General features: G+C 58.8%; 10 protein-coding genes and 1 pseudogene. 1 reads left to right on the forward strand and 10 read right to left on the reverse strand.

The annotated features are described in order from the left end of the window. The first annotated feature begins 123 nt into the window (after positions 1-123). A complete protein-coding gene (locus IHQ72_RS27605) occupies positions 124-1,170 on the forward strand; it encodes a ribonuclease Z (protein WP_258118535.1) in 1,047 nt (348 codons plus the stop codon). Here IHQ72_RS27605 and IHQ72_RS27610 read toward each other — a convergent pair. From IHQ72_RS27610 to IHQ72_RS27655, 10 genes and pseudogenes are all read right to left on the reverse strand, one after another. Next, on the reverse strand, positions 1,158-1,682 hold the full coding sequence (locus IHQ72_RS27610) for a metallophosphoesterase family protein (RefSeq protein ID WP_258118537.1): 525 nt from the start codon (positions 1,680-1,682) through the stop codon (positions 1,158-1,160). The genes IHQ72_RS27605 and IHQ72_RS27610 overlap by 13 nt on opposite strands. A 31-nt stretch (positions 1,683-1,713) precedes the next feature. Then, positions 1,714-2,952: pseudogene (locus IHQ72_RS27615) on the reverse strand (NAD-dependent epimerase/dehydratase family protein); the annotation flags it as partial. A 128-nt stretch (positions 2,953-3,080) separates the two neighbouring features. Next, complete coding sequence (locus tag IHQ72_RS27620) at positions 3,081-3,746, reverse strand: dienelactone hydrolase family protein (RefSeq protein ID WP_258118538.1); 666 nt, start codon at positions 3,744-3,746, stop codon at positions 3,081-3,083. A gap of 325 nt (positions 3,747-4,071) precedes the next feature. Further along, on the reverse strand, positions 4,072-4,368 hold the full coding sequence (locus tag IHQ72_RS27625; protein ID WP_258118540.1) for a hypothetical protein: 297 nt from the start codon (positions 4,366-4,368) through the stop codon (positions 4,072-4,074). A gap of 85 nt (positions 4,369-4,453) precedes the next feature. Further along, complete coding sequence (locus tag IHQ72_RS27630) at positions 4,454-5,764, reverse strand: HlyD family type I secretion periplasmic adaptor subunit (RefSeq protein ID WP_258118541.1); 1,311 nt, start codon at positions 5,762-5,764, stop codon at positions 4,454-4,456. After that, positions 5,764-7,506 carry a type I secretion system permease/ATPase gene (locus tag IHQ72_RS27635; RefSeq protein WP_258118542.1) on the reverse strand — a complete coding sequence of 581 codons (1,743 nt, stop codon included), beginning with the start codon at positions 7,504-7,506 and terminating at the stop codon, positions 5,764-5,766. Before IHQ72_RS27635 ends, IHQ72_RS27630 begins: the two co-directional genes overlap by 1 nt. A 105-nt stretch (positions 7,507-7,611) precedes the next feature. Continuing rightward, positions 7,612-9,003, reverse strand: coding sequence for an endo-1,3-1,4-beta-glycanase EglC (gene eglC / locus IHQ72_RS27640; RefSeq protein WP_258118543.1), 1,392 nt, complete (start codon positions 9,001-9,003; stop codon positions 7,612-7,614). Positions 9,004-9,270: 267 nt separating this feature from the next. After that, positions 9,271-9,459 carry a D-glutamate cyclase family protein gene (locus IHQ72_RS27645; RefSeq protein WP_258123947.1) on the reverse strand — a complete coding sequence of 63 codons (189 nt, stop codon included), beginning with the start codon at positions 9,457-9,459 and terminating at the stop codon, positions 9,271-9,273. 41 nt (positions 9,460-9,500) lie between these two features. Further along, on the reverse strand, positions 9,501-10,826 hold the full coding sequence (locus IHQ72_RS27650; RefSeq protein ID WP_258118544.1) for an HlyD family type I secretion periplasmic adaptor subunit: 1,326 nt from the start codon (positions 10,824-10,826) through the stop codon (positions 9,501-9,503). A gap of 36 nt (positions 10,827-10,862) precedes the next feature. Further along, positions 10,863-12,635 (reverse strand): type I secretion system permease/ATPase, encoded by a 1,773-nt coding sequence (locus tag IHQ72_RS27655; protein WP_258118545.1) that lies wholly within the window; start codon positions 12,633-12,635, stop codon positions 10,863-10,865. Between the last annotated feature and the right edge of the window lie 122 nt (positions 12,636-12,757).

Raw genomic sequence — 12,757 nt, forward strand, 5'->3', positions numbered from 1 at the left:
GAACGATATACGTCGGGAACCGCTACCCGGAGCGCGCGATTAGAGGGGTAGACGTGAGGTCCAGGTCGTGTCTGAAGGTGACCGCCTAGTGGCGAAATTCGAAAACAGTATCGGGTGGATTCGGTGACGTTGCTGGTTCAGCCGCGCCTGGTCAACGACCCCTTCTCGGATGCGGGGCTTCTTCTAGATTTCCGATTCGGCAACCGGGCGATGCTCTTCGACATTGGCGATCTGTCGCCACTTTCGCCGCGCGAAATCCTGCGCGTCAGCCACGTATTCGTATCACATATGCACATGGACCACTTCGCCGGCTTCGATCGGCTGCTGCGGTTATTTCTATACAGGAATAAAACAGTGCATTTCTTCGGCCCGCCTGGGTTGACCGAGGCCGTGCAAGCCAAGCTCAACGCATACACATGGAATCTCCTCGACGAACAGTCCCACGACTTCATGATAGCCGCCTGCGACTGGACGCCGGCCGGATTTCGTCATTCCCGCCTCTTTCGGGCGCGATCGGGCTTCGCTCGGCAGGATACGGCATCAAATACAGCCGAGGGAAATATCCTGCTCGACGATCCCGATTTCCGTATCGAAGCAGCAATGCTCGACCACGGCGTTCCATGCCTTGCATTCGCGTTTCAGGAAAAGATCCGGGTCAACGTGCAAAAACCGCAGCTGGAAGCATTGGGTTTGCCTGTCGGACCGTGGTTGAGCGAAGCCAAGCGTGCGGTCCGGCGCGGAGCTGATCCGGAAACGACGCTCGCCCCAACCGCGGATCGACATATCTCGGTCGGCGAGCTGCTCGGTGCCGGAGCCCTGAGAACCGGCCCCGGACAGAAGATCGTCTATGCGACCGATCTCGCATTCAACGAGGCAAATCTTGCGCGTGTCGTTGCGCTTGCGCACGGCGCTAACCAGCTGTTTATCGAAGCGGGCTTCCTCCAGGAAGATCGCGAGCTGGCCGCCGCGAAGCGCCATCTCACGGCAGCCGAAGCCGGCACGATCGCCAGGCTTGCCGATGTTGAACATGCCGTGCCGATGCACTTTTCGCCCCGCTATCTCGGACACGAGGACAAACTGCATGCAGAGTTCGCGGCAAATCTAGGCGTCGGAAGTGCTTCTCACGTAAGCAAGAGCCGGGATGGCCGCGTTTTCGATCACTTGCGTTGAAGATCCCGGCGGGCGGCCCGTCGACGTCGGCTTGCAAGGATGGCGGAAAGGGTGACCGGGCGAAAATCCCAGCTGTCGACGCCCGTGTCGTATTGACGTGTAACCGGGCTCAGTCTGCCGTGGGAATGGCCATGCAGATCGATCGATTTCTTGCCGATCTGATTCCAGGTGCGAAAGGGATAATGGCAAAGGATCAGCAACCTGCCGTCTATCGTCAGCTCCTTATAATGTTGAGTGCTGGCCCAACCAGCGGCGCCGATGGTCGCTGCCCCATCGTTGTTGCCGATAATCAAATGCTTCTGGCCATGAAGCGACGACAGGAGCGATGAAACGAATCCGGCCGATCCCTTCGCAAAATCGCCGAGATGCCAGATCTCGTCGTCCGGGCTGACGGTTTCGTTCCAGAGCGAAATCAGCGTTCGATCGTGTTCTGCCAGCGAGCCGAACGGGCGACGATCGATACGCAGAATGCGGGGATCGCTGAAATGTGTGTCGGCCGTGAAAAAGATCATGATCGTTCACAGCCTTTGCGGACGATATCGAGCCTGTCGAGCGCGAGGAGATAGTGCGCCATCGCGCTCTGGCCACCTTTGCTGTGTTGGCAGAGGCCGGCGGCTTCAACAAGCGGGACAAGCCTTCCAACTGAATTGGAACGAAGAGGAGGCCACGGCGGATTGGCTGAGGCAGAACCGGGGCCTGCTCGATCTCAGGATCCGAAGCCGCGACAACGGGCGGATCAAGTTTGTTGACCGCGTACCAGTCTGTGGGGTCCTGTTTCAGCCGGCGGATCTCTCCGGCAATGTGTCCAGCAGGCTGTGTCTAGGCGCCCAGCCCAGCAGAGTTTTGGCTCGCGAGATGTCGATCTCGTAATGATCGTCCGAATTCTCGATCATCCACGGTTTGATGTCGGTGTCCTGATCGAGTACCTCCGTCTGCACCCACGCGCCCAGCTTCGTCAGCTGCTTCGGCAGCGCTAAGGTGCTCCAGTCCTCGCCATGGATGAGCCGGCCGATGCGCTTCTGCATCTCCTCGTATGACGGTGTGTCTTCTTCGCCGATCAGAAGCGCGGTCTCGGCCGGAAGTTCGGCGCGCCGGTCGACGGTACGCACCACCGCATCGACGAGATCGTCCTTGTGCAGATAGGGCTGACCGGCGGTGATATCGCCGGCGAACAAATAGGCGGTCGGCAAGCGCTCGAAGATGCGAGCGATCTGCTGGGCAATAAAGGCCGCCCGGCAGTCTTCGTCATAGACGCCGGCGAGCCGCAGGATCACCGTCTTGATTTCGCCGCGCTCCTCGAAATCAGCGCCTCGGTTTCGGCTTTCGATCTTGGGTAGGCCCAGGCCGGGTCGAGCGGCGAGTCCTCATTGATTTTCGTGCCCCTCCCCGGCTTGGGGCATGGGCGAGAAGCGTGCTGGAGAACACGAACTGCTCGGTCTTGATCGCCGTCAGCGCATTCAGGAGCCGGCGCGTGCCCTGCACGGTGACGGCGTCATATTTCGGATTGTCCTTGCCGGTCGTGTCGTAATAGGCCGCAAGGTGGATGACCGAGGCGATGCGACCGCCGCGCTCCCGCGCTGCCTCCACAGCCCTACTCACGCTCTCATCGGAGGTGAGATCGATCTCGATCGTCTCCATGCCGGCGGGGGGATGTTTCGGTTTTGCAACATCAAGGCCGATAACCCGGTAGCGGTCAATCAAACCTCGCGCAATCGCCTGCCCCAGGAAGCCGCTGCTTCCGGTGATAAGGACCGTCGGAAGGGGCGCGCCGTGATTTGCCATAAGTCAGGCCCGTTCACGTTGGAAGAGAGGCCCGATGGCGTGGTGCGCTTCGGCCTTCCTCGACCCTCTCAGCACCTCGGAACTGGATTGGTTTTCCTTTTCTGCATCGAGTTTTGGGATGCCCAGGATCATTGCCTCGGCCTTTGCGGACGCGCGAGATGCTCGAGGAACCATCGCGTGGCGTGTCTGACCACTTCGTCCATTGTGCCCGGCTCCTCGAAGAGGTGGCCGGCACCGTCGATAATGATCAACTGTTTCTCGCCTTTCAGCTCGGCAAGGGCACGCTCGTTCATCCCGATCACCGGCCCGTCCAGGCTGCCGACCAGAAGCAGTGTCGGGGCACGCACGGCCGGCAACGTGTCCATCGCCAGATCGGGCCGGCCGCCGCGCGAGACGACAGCCGCGATACCTGCATCCGGGCGTGAGGCGGCCACCAGCGCGGCTGCCGCGCCAGTGCTTGCCCCGAAATAAAGTGGGACAAGCCTTCTGGTCCGTGCTTCCGCAGCCGCCCAATGCGTCGCCAGCGCGAGCCGCGATGCAAGCAGGTCAATGTCGAAGACGTTTCGCCTGTCGCGTTCCTCGATCGACGTCAAAAGGTCGACGAGAAGGGTCGCCAGTCCGGCCTGCCGAAGTGCGGCGGCCACGTGATTGTTGCGCGGACTGAGCCGTCCACTTCCGCTGCCATGAGCGAAGATCACGATGCCGTGCGCACCGTGCGGCACGCCCAGCAGCCCAATGAGCCCGTCGGGCTCGATCCTGACCTCCTCGACCTCTGTCATGGCGGTTGCCGGCATCGTTACACTCCAAGGGAGGATCGCCTCACAGGCAGAGGAACTGCGCCTCGCGCCCACTCAGTGCGTTAAACACTGGCATGCCGGAAATGTTTCCGAGTCAGGCCAGAAAAATATGGCTATCCCATCGGGAGCGACGGATCTGTTCCGTCCGTCTATTCGGAATTGTGGGCTCCCTGGGCGCAACGCTCTCCGCGGCCGAGCATCAGGACGTGTTTGGCATTAATTGCTCTAGAGCCATCGTCGCCAAGCACGATGCAGCGTTCGATTGGCCACTCCGCTATGAAGCGAACTTGGTGCAGCATCGCACTCGCCGGGCTCGCGATTTTCAGCTAGCGCCTCTTGTGGGTGGCTTGTCTGTGTCGTTCCATTCCGCCTTGCGTGCCCGCGCTTCCTCGAAGATCAGCTTGAACTCCCGCATCATCGCGCTCTCAATGGCGAACGCACTGCTTGGCACGGCGCCGGGGTCTTCCTGATTGTTCTGGAATTGAAAACGGGCCTCCAGTTCGGCCCATATTCGCTCGGAAGTCGCATCGAGGCCGGCAAGCAGCGCGACGACCAGCGCCAGAGTCTCTCGCTGGGCATTCAGCCGCCCCTCGATCTCTTCATTCGTCAACCCGGACATGTGGATCGCTTCCAGTTTCAGGCGAAACGGCAAAATCGCGTCCTTGTTCCGGAGTCCAGCTCGTCGGCTCGCCCGGAGACGCGGCCTATTCTTCCCTGAATGCCCGTTGGATTTGGTTCGCCAAAGGTTTCACGAGATAGGACAGCATGGTGCGGCTGCCGGTCGAAAAGAACACCTCGACAGGCATTCCAGGCGCCAAGGCCAGGCCCTTGAGCCTGGTAAGCTCTGTGCGCGGTAAAACAACATGCACGGTGTAAAAGCCGGCGCCTGTTTTCTCATCGACATTGAGGTCGGCGGAAATCTTGCCGACGGCACCATTCAGTTCCGGCGTTGTTTGCTGATTGAATGCCGACAGCCGCAGCGTCGCGCTTTGCCCTAACGTCAATTGATCGATGTCTTGGGGTGCCACGCGCGCCTCGACGGTCAGGTCGTCTGTCACCGGGACAATCAGCATGATGAGCTCGCCCGGAGAAATAACGCCACCGACCGTGTGCACACCAAGCTGATGAACGACGCCGGTCTGCGGACTGCGTATATCGATCCGCTTGAGCTGATCTTCGGCCGAGACTTTGCGCTCGACGGATTCAGAGATCTTTGCTTGGACGTCACGCAGTTCGGTCGCCACCTCGCTGCGCAAATCCTGGTCGATCTGAATGATCTGCAAACGGATTTCGGATGTACGACCCTTCGATTGCGCTATGGCCGCGGTCAGCTGCCCGTGCTCACCTTTGAGCCGCACGGCATCGCGTTCAAGCGCAGTTATGCGATCGATTGAAACCAGCTTGCGTTGCCAAAGTCTGCGCATGCCTTCGAGCTCAAAGCCGATCAACTTGATTTCCTGGCTCTTGGCATCTCTTTGCTCGGTCAAGCCGGAAACTTCTTCGGCAAGCTGCGCAATACGCTCTTCCAACTGAGCCTTCTGACCAGCGCGTGCCTGTCGGCGAAATTCGAACAGAGATTGCTCGCCGGCCATCGCCCGACCAATCTCAGGGGCATCCTGCCGTGACACAAGCGAAGCTGGAAAGATGATGCTTCCTTTGCCGTCGCGCTCGGCCTCAAGGCGAGCCAGGCGCGCCTCGAATTCGTCCAGGCTCTTCGTGACGATCGCCAAATTGGCCCGGGTGATCGTCTCATCGAGGCGGATCAAAACCTGGCCCGCCTTCACGGCATCGCCTTCTCGGACGAAGATTTGACCGACAACGCCTCCCGTCGGATGCTGCACCTTCTTAACGCTGGAATCGACGACTAGCTTTCCCGAAGCAATCACGGCCCCGGAAATCTCGGTGACGGCGGCCAAGCTTCCGGCCCCACCAATCAGAAGTATGCAAGCTGCGACCCCAGCAAGCAGATAGCGCCGAATGGTCCGGTCAATCGCGGATGCAGTGCGTTCTGCCATCAGGATGCAGGTTCTTCAGGGCCAGAGACGACCTTCAGAGGAACGCCTGCTGGGCGAGTTATCTTGTTCAAGATCTCATTCTTCGGGCCAAAGGCCTGGACCTGGCCGTTCGCCATCACAAGAATCTGATCCAGGCTCGCCAGCGCGCTCGGCCGATGTGCCACCACGACGGCAATACCGCCTCGCGCGCGCACGCCTTGGATCGCCACCGTCAGTGCAGCCTCACCCTCCGAATCGAGATTGGAATTGGGCTCGTCGAGGATGACGAGGAACGGATCGCCATAGAGCGCCCGTGCAAGTGCAACCCGCTGCCTCTGGCCGGCCGAAAGTGCCGACCCGGCCTCGCCGACCCGCGTCTCGTAGCCTTCCGGCAGATGGATGACGAGATCATGAACGCCAGCCGCGCGCGCAGCCGCAAGTATCTTGTCCGATGGCGCTTGCGGTTCGAAGCGCGCGATATTCTCGGCAATGGTGCCGTCGAACAATTGGACATCCTGAGGGAGATAGCCGACATGCTTGCCCAGCTCTTCCGGCGACCACTGGTCGAGCGTTGCGCCATCCAGCCTGACGGTGCCGCGAACTGGGAGCCATATGCCGGCAATCGCGCGCACGAGCGATGACTTGCCGGAAGCGCTCGGCCCGACAATGCCGAGGCCGACGCCCTTTTCCAATGCAAAGGTGGCGTCTTGCACGACCATACGACGCTCCCCCGGCGGCGTGACACTGATACTTTCGACCGAAAGAGCAGATTTCGGCGCAGGCAGCGAGACACTTGTCGCAGTTTCGGGAAGCAGGACCAAAAGCTGGGTCAAGCGGGCCCAGGCCTGGCGGGCGGTGACGAAACCCCTCCAGTGCGCGATAGCCAGTTCGATTGGTGCGAGTGCCCTGCTCATCATGATCGAACTGGCGATCATGATGCCGCCAGTCGCTTCCTGATGGATGACGAGATACGCGCCGATCGCCAGGATACCCGATTGCAGCATCATTCGCAGGATTTTCGAGATCGTTCCGAGTGTCCCAGCAAGGTCGCTCGCTGTTGCATTGGTGTCGAGATAGTCGGCGTTGATCCCTGACCAGCGCTCGGCGATGCGTGATCCAAAGCCCATGGCCTGCAAAACCTCGACATTGCGACGCGTCGCTTCGGCAAGTGTATTGCGCGCCGCCGCTTGACTGTTTGCCTTTCTGGCGGGCTCTCTCGTGCGAATTTCGGCAAGCAATGTCAGGCTGAAGAGAATGACCACGCCGGCCAGCGCCGTCATGCCGATCCAGAAATGGAACAGGAAGCAGATTGCGAGATAGAGCGGCATCCATGGCAGGTCGAAAAGCGCGGTCGGACCGGCGCTCGACATAAACGAACGCACCTGATCAAGATCGCGCAACGATTGAAGGCCGTCGCCTGCGAGCTTGGTGCGCAACGGCAAACGCATGAGGGCGGCGTAGACCTGGCCGCTCAAGCGCGCATCCAACGCCATCCCGATGCGCACCAGCAAACGCGACCGGATGAGCTCAAGAGCGCCCTGAAAAACAAAAAGCGTGCCGGCAAACACGGCGAGCCCGACGAGCGTCGGCACGCTGCGGCCGGGTACGACGCGATCATAGACCTGCAGCATGAAAAATGAGCCGGTCAGCGCCAGAACATTGACGACGCCGCTCATCAACGCAATTCCGGCCCACGCTCGCCGGAAGGAAGCCAGAACCGCTGCGAGGGTCGTACCCGGCTCGGATGGATGGGGATGCGACATCGCCTTCACATCAATCCCGGTTCACTCTCAGGCGGTCATGACTGCGCCCGAAATCAGGCCTGATGACGAACGTGTGCGTGCCGAGCCCACGCTTAGGTGTTGCGCCTAGATAATCCAATCGTTCAACGCATAGGCATGGATGTAGTCGATCTGCATTTCCGCAGGCGTCGCAAGCCCGTCGGCGGGCGCTCCCGCTTGGCCACCAATCCCCATATTCACCAGCATATACATCGGGTCGTGCATGTCGGCAGGCGTTGCGGCACGAGCGACTTCGACGTCGTCGAAATACCAGACGAGTTCGTCTTCTGTCCAAAGCACGCCGTATGTGTGGAACCCTTCGGTATCCGAGGCATAGGCCGTCGAGCCCACTGTTGTATGAGTTCCCGTCGCGTTCGAGTGGCCTGTCAGAATGAGCTTGTTTGGATCCTGACCGAACATCTCTATGACGTCCAGTTCCGGTGGCCAGGAGCCATCCTCCGGGAGAAGCCAGAAGGCCGGCCATGCACCTTGTGTTTCGGGCATATCGGCCCGAATCTCAAAATAGCCGTAGGTCTGCGCGAAGGATTCGTAGGTCGTCAGCAAACCTGACGTGTATTGGTAGTTATTTATATAGGGCCGGATCGCCTCAGGAGCCCGGGCGGCGGTAATCGTGAGAACACCGTCCTCAATGCTGAACGGATTGACGGACTGTGTCGGGGCGTAGTTGGTATCGATGTACCATTGAAGATCGTTGTTGCTGGTGAGCGTGCTGCCGTTCGCGGCCCCCCACCAGTAGTTCGAATCCCAGGTGCCGCTCGAGCCGTTCCACAGGTCCAGCGTGTCGAACTCGTCCGAAAAGGTGAGTTCCAGAGCCGACCTGTCCACGGCCAGCTTGAACTGGCTTGCGGTGAAATCGCCGATGGTCTTGTTGGCGAAGACGAGAAACTCGTCGTCGGACAGATTAAGTCGGACGTTTGCTCCCGACTGGACCATGTTGACGCGAACCTCCTCGAAGGAGGTGAAGCCGTAGCTGCCGACGCGAACGGTATCCGTCGCGCCAAAGTCCAGGATCAGATCACTGCCGTTGCCGGGGGTCACGACGAAAATGTCTGCCCCGGATCCGCCCTTGAGAACGTCATCGCCCTGCAAGCCGTCGAGCGTCTGTTGGCCGGAGCCGCCGGTAACGATGTTGTCTAGCGCGTTTCCGAAAGCATAGCGTTTATCGCCCGTGACGGTCAGGTTCTCGAAATTCGTTGGGAGCTTATAGCTCATCCAGGTCGAGATGGTGTCCACCCCCTCGCCAGACAGCTCGACCGCTTTGTTTTTCGAGGAATACAGATAATAGATGTCATCGCCCTTGCCGCCACGCATTGTGACGGTGACGTTACCGTCGCCATACATCGAGTCGTTGTATGTGCTGCCATAAAGTGTTGAGCTGGAACTCGTCGCCGAATACCACCTTACGGAGGACCCGCTGTAGGGGAGTGGAACGCCTTTGGCGTTCAGTACCGTGGCCATCCCGGTCTTTTCTCCTTGTTTTGTCCCGATGTCAGCCTAACAGCTATCGAGGGCAAAAGGAGCCAGTACTTTTTCACTTTCGAGTTCGGAGGGTTACCAAATGGTTATCACGTAGTGGGAGCACTTGCCGGGAAGCTTCACTGCCTCGAGTGCATAAGGTTGGGCCACTGCAACATGATCGAAGATGTGGTGAGGCAGATCGAGACCGACCCTCACCGCATTTCGCATCTCGAATAGCATTACCGCTTGACCGGTGATGAAGAACTGCTAGTAGACCTTGAAAGCGCCCGCATCGGCTCGTGCATCCACATCGGTGATCAGCATGTGCCCCGGCGATACCGTGATCGAGGTCGCGAGTTCGGCACGAGCAAGTGCATCCTGTGCGGTTACGCTGCTGGCCCATACAGGGACCTCCCCGTCCATGATTTTGAACGCGTCGCCCCAGTCGGGAGCCATCAAGTCGGCAATCGCCGGCTCACCAACGCGCGGCGGGTGACCTATTCTTCGCGAAACGCCTTGCCGAAAGAATCCAGGAAAGGCCGCAGGAGGTAGTCCAGAAAGGTCCGCTCGCCGGTTCCGATAAAGGTTTCAACAGGCATTCCGGGATAAATCTGTTCCTGCTTGATCTCCATCGGAAGCTGCTCGTCTATCTTCATCCTTGTCGCATAGAAGGATTGGCCAGTCTTGTCGTCGACGATGCGGTCGGCTGATATGTAGATGACTTTTCCACGCACTTGCGGCGTAATCCGCGCATTGAGCGCGCTGAACATCATCTGTGCTTGCTGCCCGAGCCTGATTGAATCGATATCTTGCGAGGAGACGCGTGCCTCGATGATCAACTCGTCAGTAGTCGGCAGCAGTTCCATTACGACGTCACCAGGCCGGATAACCCCATCCTCGACATTATATGATGAGTGAACCACGATGCCGTCGGTCGGGGCCTTCACAATCGTCCGTTGAAGAATGGATTGGGCAGCGTTAATCTGCTCTTCGAGGTCGGCCAGTGATGAGCGGACCGTATTCAGCTCGCCGACGGCCTCCTCCACTCGCGATGTCGTTAGTCTCTCGATTTGTTGACTGGCCTCTGCAAGTTGCGTTGCAGTTCCAGCGATCTGCGATTCTATCGCCCCAGCCTGACCGACAAGCGAAGCACTGGTTCGCAAGAGTTCGGTATACTCGCTGCGGTTTGTCAGGCCTTTTTCAAGCAATTGCTTCTTGCGTTCGGCTTCTTCTCGCACGATCGTCAACTGTTCTTCAGAAGCCTTCTTTTGTGCTCGAAGCCCGGTGACGGATTCCTTCAAAGTTTCGATCCGCTGCCGCAGAATTTCCTGCTCGGCATGATAGCGCGCCAGACGTGCCTCAAATTCCTTTCGTTGCTGGGCGATAACATCCTGGACATCGAGTCCACCCGATGGGCGCTCCAGGTCAGGAGGCATGTCGATTTCGGACAGTCCGTCGCGCTCAGCTTCGAGCCTCGCTGCTTTGGCTCTCTGGGATATCAACTGTTTGACAAGACGGTTGACCTGCGTCTCAGCGGCTGTCGCGTCGATAACGAAAAGCGGGTCTCCTTTCTTGACTCTGTCGCCTTCCTTAAAGTGGATCCTTCGTATGACTCCGCCTTCGAGATGTTGGATCATGATATTCTTGCCGGCAGCGGCAACAACACCTGGCGCAATCGCCGCGCCGGCTATGGGCACCGTGGCTGCCCACACGCCAAATCCACCAATGAGGGCTGCTATCGTTGAGTAGCCGGCGATGGCGATCTTCCCAGTTTGCGTGGGAATTTTTCTGTGCCAGCGGAAATTTTCAGCTTCCTTTTGCATACATGTCCTGGGGCAGCCGAGCCCAAACGGCGTGGCTCAGTTCTGCAGGAGAGACGGTGTCGATTGATCCAGCAAGCCTCGGCTTTCGTTCGCCGTTCCAACAGGGGGATTTGCAGCCGCAGACTGTGTCACGGGTCTGTTTTGTCCTTGAGCCAATCGGTGCAGCACATCCTGGGCCGGGCCGTATAGCTCGATCTGTCCATCTCGAAGCATCAGGATCCGATCGCATTTCGCAGCAAGTGACGGGCGATGCGTGATGAGCAGAACTGTTCTTTTGTCTGAACGGGCATTAAGGATCGCTCGCTCGAGGGCAGCTTCACCTTTTGCGTCCAGATTTGCGTTTGGCTCGTCGAGCACAAGAATTCTGGGGTCGCCGAAGAACGCGCGGGCTAGCCCGATACGTTGTCTTTCTCCGCCGGAGAGCCTCACTCCCAGCGGGCCGATTACCGTTGCGTAGCCGCGGGGAAGACCGAGCAGCAATTGGTGCACCTGAGCGCGTTGTGCAGCTGCTATGATCTCGTGATCGAACGGATCAGCTTCAAACCGGGAAATATTCTGGCCGATCGTTCCGGGAAAAAGTTCCACTTCCTGCGACAGATAGCCGAGATGCTTACCGAGTTGGTCTGGTCGCCAATTCTGTATGTCAGCGCCGTCTATCCGCACGACGCCAGAGCGAGGCTTGATAGCGCCGACTATCAATCTCGCAAGCGTCGACTTGCCAGCCTGGCTGGGTCCGATGATGGCAACGCACTCGCCGGCGTTAACGGAGAAACTCAACCGCTTGATCAGTGGAAGATCGCCAGGGTCGGTATTGGGCAGGAAGTAGACGACCTGGTCGAGCGTCAGCGCCCCGACTGGCGGGGGCAGTTCCACATTGGCGTGCCTTTCGCTGAAAACCTGCTTTTGCAACGCGGTGACTCTTTTCCAGGCCTGGCCGGTTTCAGCGATTTGCCGCCAGCTGCCGACGATCTGGTCGATGGGTTGCAGTACACGCCCCGAGATGATCGAAGCCGCGAACATCATCCCCGCCGTCATTTCGTCAGCCAAAACCAGATAGGCGCCTACGCCAAGCGCGGCCAGTTGCAGCAAGATGCGGATCGTTCGTGACAGACCGCCATAGAACGCATTGTTTCGCGCGACTTTGTCTGACGCGCGGAGCGACTGTGCAAAGCGATCGCCCCAGAACTCGATGATGCTAGAGACCATCCCAAGCGCACGCACGGTTTCGAAATTGCGCGCAAAAGTCTGTGCGGCATTCATCGTGGCGGCGAGCGTGTCGCCAGCCTCCCTGCCGCTTCGGCTTGTAACTGCCTGATTGAGCAGCGCGATGATAACCATGATGACCACACCGACAAGCGTGATCGCAAACAGTAATGGGTGAACAAAGTAGAGCAGAACCATGAAAAGCGGTCCGAAAGGCAAATCGAAGAGGAAAAACAACGAACGCGAGGCAACGAAAGTGCGGATTGTCGCTAAGTCGCGCAACGGTTGGACGTCGCCGAAGCCGGCTCCCGGACCATTCATCGCTGCGAGAAATGCCGCAGATCCCAATCGAGCGTCAAAGCGTGCAGCCAGCCGATTTGCATAAAGCGATCGGACTATTTCCAAAATCCCAAGGACCGCAAGTCCGGTGACCGAAAACAGCGACAGATAAATGAGAGTGTTCATGCTCGACGACGGCAGAACCCGATCGTAAATCTGTAAAAGATAAAGCGGAGGTACGAGCAGCAATATATTGACGGCAGCGGAAAACACCCCGATCTCGAACAGGCTTTTCGACAACGGCAGCCTGCCGTTCGACGTCGACATTCCCCATCCTCCCGAAGTAACGCTTGTCTCCCGACCATCGAAATCTATATCATGATGACCTAATGTATCGCATTGCGCCAGAGCGCTGTCCCGGGCGGATCCTTTGGCTGTGTTGTCGCGGC

The organism is Mesorhizobium onobrychidis (assembly GCF_024707545.1).
GTDB classification, from domain to species: Bacteria; Pseudomonadota; Alphaproteobacteria; order Rhizobiales; family Rhizobiaceae; genus Mesorhizobium; species Mesorhizobium onobrychidis.